The sequence below is a fragment of the Haemophilus sp. SZY H53 genome, from assembly GCF_054332375.1.
The window spans coordinates 114,322-129,714 of the sequence record NZ_JBTGNV010000005.1 but is presented as its reverse complement, the minus strand read 5'-3'; the positions used below and the strand labels follow the sequence as shown (position 1 = coordinate 129,714).

Sequence of the window (15,393 nt, the reverse complement as noted above, 5' to 3'; positions counted from 1 at the left end):
ATTATTCTTTAAGCAATGCAATTCGTGCATTCACACTGACTTTAATTTTCTCTTTGCCACTTTGAGTGTAAGTTTCATCTTTTTCATCCGAGTAAGAGAAACTTTTTGCTATCATTGCCCCTGCAGCATAAGGGCGAAAATCATTCGCAGAATCATTGGCAGAAGACACCTCAAGGCTTTGTGTATGATAACCTTTCATCTGCAAAGATTCTTGAATTAATAGGGCTTTATCTTTAACTTTCGCTAAAGCTTCTTTGGTTAATTCTTTTTCTAAGCTATTTAATTTCTCACGTGAAACAGATGCGCTTATGCGATCAATGGCTAATACGCCATCTAATTCCTGCACTAAGGTTGATAATACTTGAGAATCTTTACTTTCTAAGGTTAATTCTGCACGCGCAATCCAGCCTTGTTGTTTGCCTTTATTATCATAGCGAATCCAGGTATTACGAGAATTGTCCTTAATTTCAACCGCACTTTGTGCTTTTGCTAACTCAATGGCTTTATTCATTTTTTCTGCCATGGTTTTATTGAGTGTGGATAAATCATTGCCTTCCGCTTGGTAAAAAAGGGAGACTTGCAATAAATCACGTTCTACTTCTTTTTCTGCTTCAACACTAAAGCTGACATCCGTTGGCTGATGAGATACGGGTTCTGTTGCAAAAGAAGTGATAGGTAAGGCAAGTAATGCTAAAGAAAGCGCTTTGAGTTTCATTGTTTCATTCCTATTTGGCTAAGATAAAAATTAAGGGCGGTTTAACACGCCCTTTGTTATTATTAATGTAAACGTTCGTTGTCGTCTTCGACATCTTCATCGTCAAAAAATTCGCCGTCATCGCCGTATTCATCATCCTCGGCATTTGGATCTTCAAAATACGTGCCCCAGCCATCATAAATGCCTTTGTATTTTTCCACTAATGGCAAAATTTCTTTTTGTTGTGCATCGATAATTTCGGGTTTTAATTCCACTTCACTGATGATGTCAAAACAGAAAATGACCTTGCCATTTTCATCTTCAAATTCTTCTGCTTCTGACACTTCATAGCCTGCTTTGAAAGCATCCACGGCAATTTTTTCTAAGGTATCAAAATCATAATGGGCGATGTGATGTTCGATAATATAAAGGGCATCCGGATCGCTGCCGTCATTTAATAAATCCGTAATGATTTCACGGGTTTCTTCTTGAAGTTCGTTAAAGTTCGTCATAAGGCATTCCTTTTGTCAGAAAAAGTGCGGTCATTGTAGGGGATAAAGATGAAAATGTCGCTAAAAATTTATTCTCATTTCAGTTTGCCTTGAAGGGGCGGAAAGGTTAAAATTCTGCGCGAATAAATTGTGCTTAATATGCCCAGCTGATCACGCTATTTATTGCAGCGAAAAAAGTTGGGCTTTCTTATTTTAGAACGAAAAAAAATGGTCAAACATCTCCCCTATTTCACCTTAAAAACACCGCCAAAAACAACCGCACTTTTAAAGCAGGAGTTCGCTGATTTTATTGTGAAAGAAGATCTGGGCTATGAAATGTCAGGCGAAGGCGAATTCGTGGCGGTAAAAATCCGTAAAACAGATTGCAATACATTGTTTGTGGGCGAAAAACTTGCCAAGTTTGCGGGTATTTCTGATCGAAATATGGGTTATGCCGGTTTGAAAGATCGTCATGGTATTACAGAACAATGGTTTTGTTTACAAATGCCAGGGAAAGAAACGCCTGATTTTAGCCAATTTCAATTGGAAGGTGTCGAGATTTTAGAAGTGACTCGCCACAATCGTAAAATTCGCACGGGCAGTCTTCAAGGAAATGCTTTTGAGATTTTATTGCGCGGTGCAAAAGAAAGTGATGAGTTAAATGAACGTTTAAATTTTGTGGCGAAATACGGTTTTCCTAACTATTTCACCGAACAACGTTTTGGGCGTGATGGTCATAATCTGACTCAAGCGATTCGTTGGGCGAAAGGAGAGATTAAGGTCAAAGATCGTAAAAAACGCAGTTTTTACCTTTCTGCAGCTCGCAGTGAAATTTTTAATTTAGTTGTGGCAGAACGAATTGAACAAAATGTGGCAGATCAGGTTCTAAGAGACGATATTGTACAATTAAACGGATCGCACAGTTGGTTTAAGGCCGATGAAAATGAAGATTTAGCGGTTTTACAGCAACGTTTGAACGAGCAAGATATTTTGCTCACCGCGCCTTTAATTGGCGAGGAAAATTTATCCGCAAGTGCGGTCGAAAATCAAGTGGTTTTGGAACATCAAGTTTTCCAAGAATTAATGAAACAAGAAAGAATGAAAGCCACTCGCCGCCCTTTATTAATGCAGGCAAAAGATTTCCATTGGACGTTTGTTGAAGAAGGCTTAAAACTCTCGTTTTATTTGCCGGCAGGGAGTTATGCCACTGCATTGGTGCGAGAGTTAGTGAATATTAAGGAAGAAGAATAATGCGAATTTTAGTCAGCAATGATGACGGTTTTCACGCCGAAGGGATTCAAGTTTTAGCAAAAGAATTACGAAAAATTGCCGATGTGGTGATCGTCGCGCCCGATCGTAATCGCAGCGCAGCATCAAGCTCATTAACGCTTGTTGAGCCGCTTCGCCCTCGTCATTTAGATTGCGGTGATTATTGTGTGAATGGCACCCCCGCAGATTGTGTGCATTTGGCCTTAAATGGTTTTTTATCTGGACAAGTTGATCTTGTCGTATCGGGTATTAATGCAGGTTGTAACATGGGTGATGATACCTTGTATTCAGGCACCTTGGCGGCCGCATTAGAAGGGCGTCATTTAGGATTGCCAGCCATTGCCGTCTCTTTAGATGGTCGTCTGCATTATGAAACAGCGGCTCGCGTGGTGTGTGATTTGATCCCTAAATTACATCCTCAATTATTGAATAAACGCGAAGTGATCAATATCAATGTGCCAGATTTACCTTACGAAGAACTCAAAGGTATTAAGGTGTGTCATTTAGGCTATCGCACCTCTGCAGCGGAAGTGATTAAACAAGAAGATCCTCGTGGCGAAAATATCTATTGGATTGGTCCATCAGGCTTGCCGGAATATGATGGGGAAGGGACAGATTTCCATGCGGTAAAAAATGGGTATGTTGCCATTACGCCAATTCAAGCCGATCTTACTGCTCATCAGTCAATTGCTGCTTTACAAGATTGGCTGGAAAGTGAATAATGTGCCATTTTGAAATGTATTTTTCCCTTGTTGAACCCATAAAGGATAAATGAATGAATATTTTTGGTGCGATGTATGATAAAACAATGCAATGGTCAAAACATCGCTTTGCCGTGTTTTGGTTATCCTTTGTAAGTTTTATTGAGGCCATTTTCTTTCCAATTCCACCCGATGTGATGTTGATTCCAATGTCAATGTCAAAACCGAAAAGTGCATTTCGTTTTGCACTTTATACTACGATTGCTTCGGTTGTCGGTGGAATGATTGGTTATGCTATTGGTTACTATGCCTTTGATTGGGTTCAAGGTTATATTCAACAATGGGGCTACCAAGCTGCTTGGGAACAAGCTATGGCGTGGTTTAAAGAATGGGGCGTGTTAGTGGTCTTTATCGCTGGTTTTAGCCCAATTCCTTATAAAGTTTTCACCATTTGCGCAGGCGTGATGCAAATGGCGTTTATCCCGTTTGTGATTACCGCGTTTGTGTCGCGTTTTGCTCGTTTTATTTTAGTGGCAAAACTCGCCGCATGGGGCGGAGAAAAATTTGCCGCGAAATTACGTAAATCTATTGAAGTCATTGGTTGGAGTGTCGTTGCTCTGGCTGTGATTGCTTATCTTATTTTAAAATAACAGGATGACCTTTTTTATGAATAAATTACGCTTTATTATCTCGAGTGCATTGCTGATCTCAGCTTGTACAGGAGAACCACAAAAACAAGATCCTGACGCATTGCCAGATGGTATTATGCAACCCGTAGAAGGAACGGGAGCGGTTGCTGGTGGTAGCTTTATGCCGGAAATTGAAAAGAATTCGATGCCAAATCAAATGAAATAAATTTAATATCAAAGGAAGAATAAATGAAAAAATCGTTTTTATTGCTCCCTGTGAGTATCGCTATTTTAACCGCTTGTAGTTCAAATAGTCCTGCACCAATCGAAAATGTGGATGGCACCCTTTCTCCAGGGGTAATGCAGCCGGTTGATAATAATTCGAGCGGTACATGGCAGCCAGAAATCCAACAAAATACGATGCCAAATACCATGGGCAATAGCGTGCCAACGGGAACTCAAACACCACAGCCACGTTTCCAACCGACTTATCAACCGGTACAACAACCTGCTGCAGCACAGCCTAAACCAACGCCTGCTCCAGCTCCGGTTCAACCACAAACTAAAACAGTAACTAAAACGGTTTCTGATTGTACTAGCTCAGGTGCAATTAACGTGCCGCGTAATCCAAATACCAACGCACCAGATTACAGCCAAATTCAAAAAGGTTCATACAAAGGAAATACCTATAAAGTCAACAAAGGCGATACCATGTTCTTAATCGCTTACTTGACGGGTATGGACGTGAAAGATTTGGCAAGCATGAACAATATGAAAGAGCCTTATAGCTTAAGTGTAGGCCAAACGTTAAAAATTTCAAATTGTTCAACTAAAACGGTTACTACGACTGTACCCGTGAAAACGACGGCACCAGCTGCACCGGCAGCCCCAACTGAGCCAGAAGTGACTTATACACCAGGTGCGAACGGTACACAAATTGGTTCTGATGGTACGGTGATTGGTCCAATTAAATCCGGCGTAGGTAGTGCAGCTTCAGCACCCGTTTATACCAATACACCGAGTATGCCGGCAACGACGACTACCACACAAGTGGCGACCACAGATAATATGCCTGTTAATGCGAATGTTGTCGCACCTATTGCGTCGAATATTGCATGGCAATGGCCAACCCAAGGTAACGTGATCCAAGGTTTCTCTAATACCGATGGTGGTAATAAAGGGGTTGATATCAGCGGTTCTCGCGGTCAAGCAGTTAAAGCCGCAGCGAACGGTCGTGTTGTGTATGCGGGTAATGCGTTACGTGGCTATGGTAATTTAATCATCATCAAACATAACGATGATTTCTTAAGTGCTTATGCACACAACGACAAGATCCTTGTGAGCGATCAACAAGAAGTGAAAGCAGGCCAAGAGATTGCGAAAATGGGTAGCACAGGGACCAATGCTGTGAAACTTCACTTCGAGATCCGTTATAAAGGTAAATCTGTCGATCCAGTTAGATACTTACCGAGAAGATAATCTTTTCTCAGAAAAAAGTGCGGTTAAAAATGACCGCACTTTTTGTTATACTCTCACCAATTTTTTCTCAATGCTTAGAATCTAAGGTTAATTCAATGCGTACAAGTCAATATTTATTCTCAACATTAAAAGAAACCCCAGCTGAAGCGGCCATTGTGAGCCATCAATTAATGCTTCGTGCGGGGATGATTCGCCCTCTTGCTTCAGGTCTTTATAACTGGATGCCAACCGGCTGGCGTGTGCTTCGTAAAGTAGAAAAAATCATTCGTGAAGAAATGGATAAAAGTGGTGCACTTGAAATCAAAATGCCAGTCGTGCAACCAGCAGAATTATGGGAAGAATCAGGTCGTTGGGAACAATATGGCCCAGAATTACTTCGTTTTGAGGATCGCGGAAACCGTAACTTTGTGTTAGGTCCAACACACGAAGAAGTGATTACGGATTTAGTTCGTCGCGAAGTGTCATCATACAAACAACTTCCAATCAATTTATACCAAATTCAAACCAAATTCCGTGATGAAGTGCGTCCTCGTTTCGGTGTCATGCGTTCACGTGAATTTATCATGAAAGATGCGTATTCTTTCCATGCGGATCATGCGAGCTTACAACAAACTTATGATGTGATGTACCAGACTTATAGTAATATTTTCAATCGCTTAGGTTTAGATTTCCGTGCCGTACAAGCGGATACCGGTTCTATCGGTGGTAGTGCATCACATGAATTCCAAGTGTTAGCAAACAGCGGTGAAGATGATGTGATTTTCTCTACGGAATCTGATTACGCTGCAAACATTGAATTAGCGGAAGCGGTGGCAATTGGTGAGCGCACCGCACCAACGAAAGCGATGGAATTAGTTGATACACCAAATGCAAAAACAATTGCAGAGTTGGTGGAACAATTCAATTTGTCAATTGAGAAAACGGTTAAAACCTTGATTGTAAAAGGGGCAAGCGAAGATCAACCGTTAGTGGCATTAGTCATTCGTGGTGACCATGAATTAAACGAAATCAAAGCGGAAAAATTACCGGAAGTGGCTTCACCATTTGAGTTTGCGGATGAAGCTGCCATCAAAGCAAAAATTGGTGCAGGTGTGGGTTCATTAGGTCCTGTTAATCTCAATATTCCAGTGATTATTGACCGTTCAGTGGCATTAGTGTCTGATTTCAGTGCGGGTGCAAACATTGATGGTAAACATTACTTCAATATCAACTGGGAGCGTGATGTAGCGTTACCAAAAGTGGCGGATATTCGTAACGTGGTTGAAGGTGATCCAAGCCCAGATGGTAAAGGCACCTTATTGATTAAACGTGGTATCGAAGTAGGCCATATCTTCCAATTAGGTAAAAAATACTCAGAAGCGATGAATGCGACCGTTCAAGGTGAAGATGGTCGTCCAATGGTCGTCACCATGGGATGTTACGGGATTGGTGTAACACGTGTGGTGGCTGCAGCGATTGAACAGCATTTTGACGAACGCGGTATTGTGTGGCCAACAGATGAAATTGCGCCATTCACAGTTGCCGTTGTACCAATGAATATGCATAAATCTGAAAGCGTTCAAGAATATGCCGAAGAATTGTACCGCACTTTACAAGCACAAGGCGTTGAGGTGATCTTTGATGACCGTAAAGAGCGTCCAGGTGTCATGTTTGCCGATATGGAACTTATCGGCGTGCCACACATGGTGGTGATTGGTGAGAAAAATCTCGCAAATGGCGAAATCGAATACAAAAATCGCCGTACCGGTGAAAAACAAATGATTGCAAAAGATCAGTTGTTAGATTTCTTGAAAGGACAAATTAAAGCTTAATTGAGTCTTTGATGATTTAAAAAGGAGATTGGGTCATACACTTCAATCTCCTTTTTTATTATAGGTTAGTAATTACTTGAGGTATTACCAGAAACCCCCGTTACAATTGCAATGCCTGCGCTTGCACCAATTCGTGTAGCGCCTGCTTCAATCATCGCTAGTGCGGTTTGAGTATCACGAATACCGCCAGAGGCTTTTACGCCAATGTTGCCTACCGTTTTCTTCATTAATGCCACATCTTCTACGGTTGCCCCGCCTTTATTGAAACCCGTTGAGGTTTTAACGAATGCCACACCTAGCGCTTTACAGATTTCACAGGCTTTTACGATTTCTTCTTTGGTGAGTAAGCACGTTTCTAAAATCACTTTAAGCGGCACACCATGACAAGCGGTTAAGACAGCTTGAATGTCCTCTTTTACAGCATCCCATTTATTTGATTTAATCAAGCCGACATTAATCACCATATCGATTTCACCCGCACCCGCTTTGATGGCTTCTTGGGTTTCAAACGCTTTGACTGAGGATAAGTTAGCGCCAAGTGGAAAACCGACTACTGTACAAATTTTTACATCTGAGCCAGCGAGTTTTTCTTTGGCTAACGGAATATAACCTGAATTAATACAGACTGAATAAAAACCGTACTGAATGGCTTCATCACAAAGCTTAAGTATATCCTGTTCTGTTTTTTCAGCAGTAAGGGCAGTGTGATCAATATATTGTGCTAATTGTTTACTATCCATATTTTTTCTCCTGATTTAATTATGTCTCATTAAGGACAATTATTTTTTCTCATAAAAATTTTTAGGTAATTCTTTATCACATATCAGTAAATCGAATTGGTTTAAATCTCCAATATATGCTTTTTTTACTTGATTTATTTTTGTATGATCAAAAACCAATATATTTTTTCTACTTTTTTTCATTGCTACTTTTTTTACTTTTGCTTCATCATAATCAAAGCAGCTAACACCATATTCATCGCTTACTCCTGCCGCAGAAATAAAGGCTTTAGTTGTAAGTATCGATTCTATTTCTGAGTTATTAATTGGAGTGAAAAAGGAGTTGTGACTAGAGTATGAACCACCTGCTAGTATTACTTCACAATTACTTTTTTCTTGCAAAATTGTAAATGTATTTAGAGAACAACAAAGTGCAGTAAATTTTATATCTGATTTTATTTGTGATGCAATAAAAGGGATTGTTGAACCACAATCAAAAAAAATAACATCGCCATTTTCAACAAGTTCTGCTGCTGCTTTACCTATAGTCATTTTCTCCTTTAAATTCTTAGTTTCTTGTTCAAAAATAAGATAGTTAGCCTCATGATGATTTTGAGGGGTTCTGACTATATGACCACCTAGTAGAATTAAAGGGCATCCTTCAATACTTAAATCTCTTCTTAAAGTCATTTCAGATACACTTAGTATATTGGCGGCGTCTCTTAATTTTATAGAGCTCATTGTTCTTAGTATAAATTCTAAGCTTTTTATTCTTGAATTGTTTTTTCTGTCCATGGTGATATATGGTTATAGTTTTATTGTTTCTAATAATATCATAAAAATTTTTTCTAGAACTGTGATATTTGTCACTTTTTTAACATTTATTGGTGATTATACTATTTCTTAAACAAAATGTTACTTTATTAACAATTGAAATGGAGGTCGTATGGATATTGCAGTTATTGGTTCAAATATGGTTGATCTGATTACATATATAGATCGGATGCCTAAGTTGGGTGAGACACTTGAAGCTCCTAGCTTCAAGATAGGATGTGGAGGTAAGGGTGCTAATCAAGCAGTAGCTGCTGCTAAGTTAGGATCGAATGTGATGATGTTAACAAAAGTTGGAGATGATTTGTTCGCTGATAACACACTAAAAAACTTTCAACGATATTCCAACATTCGAGCACAGAATTTGCAGTAATCACGGCATCCCGATTTCTTCATGTTACTTTCATACATAAGTAACTCAGCAATGGGTTGCTTTATTTTTTTAATTTAATGTTTAAAATAAATAAGATTATTTAATTGAAGCATTTTAAATTCAGCGAGTATTTGATAATAAATTATAAATAGCATAAAATTAATCAAATAAAATTTGTCATCTTAGGTACAAATGTGAAAGTAGTTCATCAGCATATTTATTCGGTAATGATATTTGCCTGCCTTCCTAATTCTCTTTTTGCTAATCAAACTGAAAACTTCTCTCGTTTAAATCAAATCGATGCAACGCAACAACAACGACAGCAACAGATTCAACAAGCACAAGATAAAATATTGCAATCTCAATCTGATGTACGTTTAGATACCACCAATAATGAAAGGTTGACATTATCAAACCACGAAATGCCCTGTTACTCTGTCCATCGTATTAGTCTCGTCGATTAGCCATTAAAGTGAGTAATGGTGAGGCTGCTGGGGCTACTTTAGGCAGTAATTCCGGAAAAGGCTATGGCAATGGTGATGAAACCACTTATGTTGCAAGTCATGTAGGTGATAGTCAAAGTAAAACCGTGATTAATGCAGGTGGTGATGTCACTCTTGCAGGCAGTCAAGTGAAGGGTAAACGTGTTGAATTGGATGCGGAAAACCTGAATATTGAGAGTTTGCAAGACACCGCCACATACAAAGGCAAACAAATGAACGTGAGTGGGAGTGCGACAGTAGGCTATGGTTTTTCTGCAGGTGGTAGTTTCAATAAATCAAAAATCAATGCTGATCATGCGAGTGTGAATGAACAGGCAGGAATTTATGCCGGAGATGAAGGCTATGATATTAATGTTAATAAGCATACCGATCTTAAAGGTGCATTGATTACCTCTACACAAAAGGCAGAAGCAGATGGTAAAAACCATTTTAGCACTGGCAGCATTACACATTCAGATATTGAAAATCACTCAAATTATAGTGGCAGCAGTTTTGGTGTAAGTGGCAGTGTGTCAGCTAACTTTGAAACACCATTTGGTGAAAATGGTGAGGCTCAAAGTACAAAACAAGCCACAGATAAAGATGGTAATCTGCTTTATACTGATAAAAATGGCAACACAACCGTTAATTCTAAAGGAGTAGATGGAAAAGAGAACACCAAGAAATTGGCTGAAGGCAAGGAGTCTCTCCAATTCTCTTATGGCATGGGCTATGGTAAAGATTCCGATAGCCAATCTAGCACAACAAAAAGTGGTATTAATACACAAAATATCATTATTAAAGATGAAGCTGAGCAATTAAAACGTACAGGCAAAACGGTACAAGAAGAAATTGCGGCGATTAAAACCGATATCACTACAGAGAGTGCACAAAGCCAAAGTGGCAAATTAGAGAATCGTTTTAATAAAGATGATGTTCAAAAAGAGCTTGATTTCCAACGTGAGGTGACAGAGAAATTTGGACCAAATGTCGCGGAAGCAGGAAGTTTGCTTGCTAATAAATTTGGTGAAGAAGCGAAAGCAAAACGTCATGAAGCCGCAATTGCGTTAGAAGAAGCAGAAAAAGCCAAGGCAGAAAACAACAACGAAACGAACCGCGCTTTAGTCAAACAAGCACGAGATAATTTTGAGACAGCGAGTCGCGAAGCCAAAGAATGGGAAACAGGTGGAAGTCAACGTCTTGTCATTGATTCGGCATTAAATGTTATCAGCACTGCTTTAGCCGGCAGACCGGCAGCGGAAGTGGTGGCTTCAGGATTATCACCTGCGGTGAATAATCAAATTAAGAAAGCGACAACAGATGCAAAAGGCAATGTGAATACGGCTCTCAATTTGACAGCTCATGCACTTTGGGGCGCGGTGGAGGCTTATGCGGGCAATCGTAATGTTGCTGCGGGTGCTGCGGGTGCAGCAGGCGGAGAGGTTGCGGCTCATTTCCTTGCCTCGACACTTTATAATAAATCACCTGAAAAGCTTAGCGAAGAAGAAAAACGTACGGTATCTTCTTTAAGCCAGGTAGCCGCAGGTATTGCTGGTGGTACTTTATCAGATAGCTCTGATGGGGCGATTATTGCGGCTAAAACAGCAAAAGATTCAGTGGAGAATAACAGCATGGCTGATGACGTTCATCCTAGTGATGAGCGTAAGCAAAACATTGAAATGTATGCCAAGGTTTTATTCAATGGAGATGAGGATAAAGCTAAAGAATATCAAGAAGGTCTAGAGCTTGCAGAAGCTCAGGGTCAAATTGATAGTGTTAAAGAAACAGCGGATGCAGTTGTTAATTTAGATGATACCGTAGTGTCTTTATGGGAAGCTATCTCAAACCCAGAGAAAACCTATAATAATGTTGTGGTCTCGTTGAAAGATTGGGATGAGGCTTATGCGCGTGCTCTTCAAGAAAATCCAAAACTTGCGGGTGAAATGCAAGGTTACCGCCAAGGTAAAATGAAAGGTGTTTCAACAGGAGGAGTTGTTCTAAGTGGTGCGGGATTGGCGTTAGTTAAGCCAATGGGAGCACTGAAAAACGGTGTAGTTGATTTTACTAAAAATCAAGTAAATAGAGTAGTTAATCACACTGTTTTGAATCGAGTAATTAATGAAGTGGATAATATCGCTGTATCAACTGATAAAGGATTTATCAATGGCACTAAAGTTTGTGGAGCAAGTTGTGAAATAAAAGCGACTAGTAAAGCTGAGCAAGCTTTAATCGATGATATTGTCAAAAATGGTGATATTAAAGGTGGAAAAACAGAGTCGTTAATTCATGATTTAGCAAAACGTTCAGGTTATGAACCATTACAAGGCGGAAAATATGGCTCAAATAATGGCTTTGATCATGTGTTAGTAGGCAAAGATGGCTCTGTAGTCATTATTGATAGTAAACAAATAAAAACTAATGGGGCAATTCAGGTGAGTTCGAAAGGGGCAGGCAAAACAAACCAATTGTCAAGTGAATGGATAAATGCAGTCTTGGATCAATTACCTAATAATGATCCAACTAAGTTAGCAATAAAAAATGCAGAGCGGAATGGTAAATCAATTAAAACAATTATAGCTGGCGTAGATAAATCAAATGGTAAGGTTGTGTTATTACCAGTTAGAATTCCTAATAAGAATTAATCGTAATAGGTGTAAATATGGAAAGATATAAGGTATTTTTAGGTAGTGAGATTGCTAAAAGCTATGATGAAGCAAAGAATTTTACTCTGGCTAGAGTAGATGAATATACTGAATTTAATCATAAAGAATTATTTTCAACGTTAGCTCCTATAGATAATTTTACAGGTAATGTTTTTTCTTTAATTCATTATTTAAATGATTTCCATCGTGCATTAGCCTCTAAGTATTTATTAGAAAATAATATTTCAGGATTTAAAGAAAATGCTTCTATTGCTGGTTTCTTGGGGATTCTGTCTAAATATGATTTTCAATGGGCATACAACGGGATTAATACAAATTTCTTTTTTATGAGTTTACTTTCAGATAACCAAAAGTTGATTGATTATTCAATTAAACATCGTGATGAAATTGTGGATATTTCAGTCCCCTATAAACGAACTGATACGAGACCTTTTTTTAATGCGAACACTTTATTGGCGTTAAGTGGAGATTGGCAATTATTAAAAGAACGCTCACTCACGTTCTTAAATGATGAGAAAAAAGCCCGTAGTGATTTAAAGCGCATTCCCGATCATGAATTTTATGTGGCACTAGCGGATAAAAATATAAAAGGAATGCAAGAGGCTTTAGATAAATTACTCGAACTTAAGTTTGCGAAACGAGCAGCCAAAGACACACTTTTACATTTTGATTTTTACTTGCAACCGCAAGTTTTAATGTATGCCAAAATCGCAGCAATCCACGGTTTTGATTTGGGTATTGATAGCCCTATAGCGCCCAAAGAATTGATTGATATAAATCCATTAGCAGAATATAAAATTCCTTATGATTTTATGAAATCATTTGATTTTGATGCACCCCATCAAGTTTGGGTAAATTATGTCAAACAAAGAATGGAAGAAGCGAAGAAAAAGAACGTTGAAAATAAAAAAGGATTTTGGGCTTCGCTGTTTGGTAGATAGGTCGGGAATGATAATAAAAGTGCGGTCAATTTTCAAAGAGTTTTAAAACCTTTCAAAAATTGACCGCACTTTTTATATTTTCAGAGCTGATTATCTTTAAGTAAATCTTATAATTTCCGAATGCGGATGGCGGATATATGCCAGTTGATCCAAGTTTAGTGACTACAACATATGGTGGTAAACCTGTAGTTGATCCAAGAATCTTTGTTAATCATACTGGAGGTATTGAGTATCCAGCAGATTATAATTTACCGACTCACACAGGTGGAAATCAAACGGTAACGAATGATAAAGACAGCCATATTTTGGTGGGCGGTGAAAGTCAGGTTGGGGATTGGAAAGATAATGCGTTATTTGCGAGAGATAGAACTGTTGACAAAGCAGCAGAAAAGCTTGGATATGGACATAGGATCCCTCCTCAAAAAGCGCCATTTAATTCCCATGGGCAAGATGTTTATTGGAATGGCAAAAATTATATTACCCCAGATGTTGATGGTCATAATGTTTCCGATGGTTGGAAAATTTTTGATCGAAGAGGAAATAGACTTGGTACTTATGACAAGGATTTAAAAAGAATTAAGGATTAATAATGTTTGGTATTTTCTTTAAAGATAAAGATACATCTTTTGATAATGGATATGGAATGCATATTTTGGCTTCGATCTCTTTAGGTGAATATGTAGAAGAATTACATATTCCAATAGACTATTGGGGTATTGAAGAATATAAAAATAGCTGGGCTACATCTATAGCTGATGGGATAGAAAAAAATAAACATTCTGTACTTATTACATCTATGCATGAGCCAGAATCTTTAAATTTCATTTCTACATGGATTATTTATTATAATGGAGAAGTTTCTTATGTTCAAAATAAGATCATATTTGTAGATGATTTCCCAGAGTTTGATTCGTCTAAAATCAATGAATATGTAAATAAACGAGAGGTCTTAAATGAAGATGGTTTTAAGATATCTGAATGGATAGTAAAAACAAAAGATGTAGTTGATTTTTATGATAGTATTATCGGTTCAATTTGACTAATTGATCCTAATAATTTTAGGGTAAGTAATGAGGTCAATTGAAAGTAATAAAAAGGATTTTGGAGTTTATTGGAATGAGAGTTTTTCAATTGATGATTATGTGTACGGTAATATTAAAATAAGAGTAGGTAATAGGTTATATCCTGAAAATAATGATTCTTATGATAATTATACCTTAGGTACAGTATTTTTTAATTTAAAAGACTCATTTATTAATAAATATTATTATGGCGGTTGTACAAATGAAGACTTTGGTGAAACTGAATTTAATGCCATGAAATGGCATAGTGGAGAATTACCTAATGTTTTTCTAATTGATACAACAGAGCTGGGTGGTTATGAAAATATAAATACACTTTATTTATGTATGGCATATTCAGGGGATACTGAGCGCTTATTTTATAGTGTAGATAATGGAGATTCTTTTAGTGAAATTAGATATCCTAAAGGTACTGTAGAGAGTGTGATATATCAATTACCTACATATTAGAATAGAAATATATGGGGTCAGAAGTATATCTAATCATTTAAGTTTTTAATATTAGGTTATCTCTAGCTTTTAAACTATTTAAAAATTCTATATTTAAGGTGTTTAATATAAAGTGCGGTCAATTTTCAAAGAGTTTTAAAACTTCTCGAAAATTTATCGCACTTTTTGTATTTTCAACGATGCTTATATTAAGAAAACCTTATAATTTCACATCCAACTTCGCGTAAGCTCGCTCTACTTTTTCCAATGCTTTTTCTACAGAAATATCACGAGCGAGTAACACACCTAAACGGCGATGGCCATTGACTTCGCCTTTGCCGAAAATGCGAATATTACTATTAAACCTAAACCCTGCATTGGTGTATAGTAAAGATTCCGATAGCCAATCTAGCACAACAAAAAGTGGTATTAATACACAAAATATCATTATTAAAGATGAAGCTGAACAATTAAAACGTACACCCGCAGCACCAGCAGCAACATTACGATTGCCCGCATAAGCCTCTACTGCGCCCCAAAGTGCATGAGCAGTCAAATTGAGGGCAGTATTCACATTGCCTTTTGCATCTGTTGTTGCTTTCTTAATTTGATTATTCACCGCAGGTGATAATCCTGAAGCCACCACTTCCGCTGCCGGTCTGCCGGCTAAAGCGGTGCTGATAACATTTGATGCTGAATCAATGACAATGCCACAGTGCAAACTCAGTTATTCAGCATAAAGGACAAATTATTCCAGCTTGCTATTTAGAGGAAAATCACCAACTAAATCCATTATGGG

16 protein-coding genes and 2 pseudogenes are annotated in these 15,393 nt (G+C 38.1%); 13 read left to right on the top strand and 5 right to left on the bottom strand.

The genetic code is table 11. The features are described from left to right. Position 1 precedes the first annotated feature (1 nt). Together ACXVWB_RS06415 and rraB are read right to left on the bottom strand one after the other, a co-directional pair. A complete protein-coding gene (locus ACXVWB_RS06415; RefSeq protein ID WP_289902145.1) occupies positions 2 to 715 on the bottom strand; it encodes an SIMPL domain-containing protein in 714 nt (237 codons plus the stop codon). A 62-nt stretch (positions 716 to 777) separates the two neighbouring features. Next, entirely contained in the window at positions 778 to 1,206 is a 429-nt protein-coding gene (rraB, locus tag ACXVWB_RS06410) for a ribonuclease E inhibitor RraB (protein WP_049363970.1), read from the bottom strand. Between the two features lie 207 nt (positions 1,207 to 1,413). Here rraB and truD point away from each other — a divergent pair, with 207 nt between their 5' ends. The 6 genes from truD to proS all read left to right on the top strand — a co-directional run bounded on the left by truD (position 1,414) and on the right by proS (position 7,074). Continuing rightward, the gene (truD, locus tag ACXVWB_RS06405; protein ID WP_289902144.1) at positions 1,414 to 2,436 is read left to right on the top strand and encodes a tRNA pseudouridine(13) synthase TruD; all 1,023 of its coding nucleotides are present in this window, start codon (positions 1,414 to 1,416) and stop codon (positions 2,434 to 2,436) included. Continuing rightward, on the top strand, positions 2,436 to 3,176 hold the full coding sequence (surE, locus tag ACXVWB_RS06400) for a 5'/3'-nucleotidase SurE (RefSeq protein ID WP_289902143.1): 741 nt from the start codon (positions 2,436 to 2,438) through the stop codon (positions 3,174 to 3,176). The genes truD and surE overlap by 1 nt, the downstream gene beginning before the upstream one ends. A gap of 53 nt (positions 3,177 to 3,229) precedes the next feature. Further along, positions 3,230 to 3,805 carry a YqaA family protein gene (locus ACXVWB_RS06395; RefSeq protein ID WP_458485245.1) on the top strand — a complete coding sequence of 192 codons (576 nt, stop codon included), beginning with the start codon at positions 3,230 to 3,232 and terminating at the stop codon, positions 3,803 to 3,805. 16 nt (positions 3,806 to 3,821) lie between these two features. Beyond that, positions 3,822 to 4,010 (top strand): hypothetical protein, encoded by a 189-nt coding sequence (locus tag ACXVWB_RS06390; RefSeq protein ID WP_049357322.1) that lies wholly within the window; start codon positions 3,822 to 3,824, stop codon positions 4,008 to 4,010. 23 nt (positions 4,011 to 4,033) lie between these two features. Continuing rightward, positions 4,034 to 5,263 (top strand): murein hydrolase activator NlpD, encoded by a 1,230-nt coding sequence (nlpD, locus tag ACXVWB_RS06385; RefSeq protein ID WP_289902141.1) that lies wholly within the window; start codon positions 4,034 to 4,036, stop codon positions 5,261 to 5,263. Between the two features lie 95 nt (positions 5,264 to 5,358). Next, the gene (proS, locus tag ACXVWB_RS06380) at positions 5,359 to 7,074 is read left to right on the top strand and encodes a proline--tRNA ligase (RefSeq protein ID WP_289902140.1); all 1,716 of its coding nucleotides are present in this window, start codon (positions 5,359 to 5,361) and stop codon (positions 7,072 to 7,074) included. Positions 7,075 to 7,139: 65 nt separating this feature from the next. Here the strand turns inward: proS and deoC are convergent, their stop codons facing one another. Then, positions 7,140 to 7,814, bottom strand: coding sequence for a deoxyribose-phosphate aldolase (gene deoC, locus ACXVWB_RS06375; RefSeq protein WP_128786738.1), 675 nt, complete (start codon positions 7,812 to 7,814; stop codon positions 7,140 to 7,142). Between the two features lie 39 nt (positions 7,815 to 7,853). Further along, on the bottom strand, positions 7,854 to 8,588 hold the full coding sequence (gene deoR, locus ACXVWB_RS06370) for a DNA-binding transcriptional repressor DeoR (RefSeq protein WP_128786739.1): 735 nt from the start codon (positions 8,586 to 8,588) through the stop codon (positions 7,854 to 7,856). A gap of 151 nt (positions 8,589 to 8,739) precedes the next feature. Here deoR and ACXVWB_RS06365 point away from each other — a divergent pair, with 151 nt between their 5' ends. From ACXVWB_RS06365 to ACXVWB_RS06335, 7 genes and pseudogenes are all read left to right on the top strand, one after another. Further along, the gene (locus ACXVWB_RS06365; protein ID WP_354669543.1) at positions 8,740 to 8,997 is read left to right on the top strand and encodes a PfkB family carbohydrate kinase; all 258 of its coding nucleotides are present in this window, start codon (positions 8,740 to 8,742) and stop codon (positions 8,995 to 8,997) included. A 227-nt stretch (positions 8,998 to 9,224) separates the two neighbouring features. Beyond that, positions 9,225 to 9,461: a hypothetical protein gene (locus tag ACXVWB_RS06360; protein ID WP_369866753.1), complete on the top strand. Its 237-nt coding sequence runs from the start codon at positions 9,225 to 9,227 to the stop codon at positions 9,459 to 9,461. Beyond that, positions 9,458 to 11,504: pseudogene (locus ACXVWB_RS06355) on the top strand (hemagglutinin repeat-containing protein); the annotation flags it as partial. The gene ACXVWB_RS06360 and the pseudogene ACXVWB_RS06355, both read left to right, overlap by 4 nt. A gap of 634 nt (positions 11,505 to 12,138) precedes the next feature. Then, positions 12,139 to 13,083, top strand: coding sequence for an Imm49 family immunity protein (locus tag ACXVWB_RS06350; protein ID WP_289902137.1), 945 nt, complete (start codon positions 12,139 to 12,141; stop codon positions 13,081 to 13,083). A gap of 137 nt (positions 13,084 to 13,220) precedes the next feature. Further along, the gene (locus tag ACXVWB_RS06345; RefSeq protein WP_289902136.1) at positions 13,221 to 13,670 is read left to right on the top strand and encodes a toxin C-terminal domain-containing protein; all 450 of its coding nucleotides are present in this window, start codon (positions 13,221 to 13,223) and stop codon (positions 13,668 to 13,670) included. A gap of 2 nt (positions 13,671 to 13,672) precedes the next feature. After that, complete coding sequence (locus ACXVWB_RS06340; RefSeq protein WP_289902135.1) at positions 13,673 to 14,122, top strand: hypothetical protein; 450 nt, start codon at positions 13,673 to 13,675, stop codon at positions 14,120 to 14,122. Positions 14,123 to 14,153: 31 nt separating this feature from the next. Continuing rightward, complete coding sequence (locus tag ACXVWB_RS06335) at positions 14,154 to 14,615, top strand: hypothetical protein (RefSeq protein ID WP_289902134.1); 462 nt, start codon at positions 14,154 to 14,156, stop codon at positions 14,613 to 14,615. Positions 14,616 to 14,814: 199 nt separating this feature from the next. Here ACXVWB_RS06335 and purT read toward each other — a convergent pair. Continuing rightward, positions 14,815 to 14,955: pseudogene (gene purT, locus ACXVWB_RS06330) on the bottom strand (phosphoribosylglycinamide formyltransferase 2); the annotation flags it as partial. Between the last annotated feature and the right edge of the window lie 438 nt (positions 14,956 to 15,393).

What these genes read in the sequence shown, in the direction of transcription:
- ACXVWB_RS06415 (WP_289902145.1), bottom strand. Translation starts at nt 715, where the DNA reads ATGAAACTCAAAGCGCTTTCTTTAGCATTACTTGCCTTACCTATCACT.
- rraB (WP_049363970.1), bottom strand. Translation starts at nt 1,206, where the DNA reads ATGACGAACTTTAACGAACTTCAAGAAGAAACCCGTGAAATCATTACG.
- truD (WP_289902144.1), top strand. Translation starts at nt 1,414, where the DNA reads ATGGTCAAACATCTCCCCTATTTCACCTTAAAAACACCGCCAAAAACA.
- surE (WP_289902143.1), top strand. Translation starts at nt 2,436, where the DNA reads ATGCGAATTTTAGTCAGCAATGATGACGGTTTTCACGCCGAAGGGATT.
- ACXVWB_RS06395 (WP_458485245.1), top strand. Translation starts at nt 3,230, where the DNA reads ATGAATATTTTTGGTGCGATGTATGATAAAACAATGCAATGGTCAAAA.
- ACXVWB_RS06390 (WP_049357322.1), top strand. Translation starts at nt 3,822, where the DNA reads ATGAATAAATTACGCTTTATTATCTCGAGTGCATTGCTGATCTCAGCT.
- nlpD (WP_289902141.1), top strand. Translation starts at nt 4,034, where the DNA reads ATGAAAAAATCGTTTTTATTGCTCCCTGTGAGTATCGCTATTTTAACC.
- proS (WP_289902140.1), top strand. Translation starts at nt 5,359, where the DNA reads ATGCGTACAAGTCAATATTTATTCTCAACATTAAAAGAAACCCCAGCT.
- deoC (WP_128786738.1), bottom strand. Translation starts at nt 7,814, where the DNA reads ATGGATAGTAAACAATTAGCACAATATATTGATCACACTGCCCTTACT.
- deoR (WP_128786739.1), bottom strand. Translation starts at nt 8,588, where the DNA reads ATGGACAGAAAAAACAATTCAAGAATAAAAAGCTTAGAATTTATACTA.
- ACXVWB_RS06365 (WP_354669543.1), top strand. Translation starts at nt 8,740, where the DNA reads ATGGATATTGCAGTTATTGGTTCAAATATGGTTGATCTGATTACATAT.
- ACXVWB_RS06360 (WP_369866753.1), top strand. Translation starts at nt 9,225, where the DNA reads ATGATATTTGCCTGCCTTCCTAATTCTCTTTTTGCTAATCAAACTGAA.
- ACXVWB_RS06350 (WP_289902137.1), top strand. Translation starts at nt 12,139, where the DNA reads ATGGAAAGATATAAGGTATTTTTAGGTAGTGAGATTGCTAAAAGCTAT.
- ACXVWB_RS06345 (WP_289902136.1), top strand. Translation starts at nt 13,221, where the DNA reads ATGCCAGTTGATCCAAGTTTAGTGACTACAACATATGGTGGTAAACCT.
- ACXVWB_RS06340 (WP_289902135.1), top strand. Translation starts at nt 13,673, where the DNA reads ATGTTTGGTATTTTCTTTAAAGATAAAGATACATCTTTTGATAATGGA.
- ACXVWB_RS06335 (WP_289902134.1), top strand. Translation starts at nt 14,154, where the DNA reads ATGAGGTCAATTGAAAGTAATAAAAAGGATTTTGGAGTTTATTGGAAT.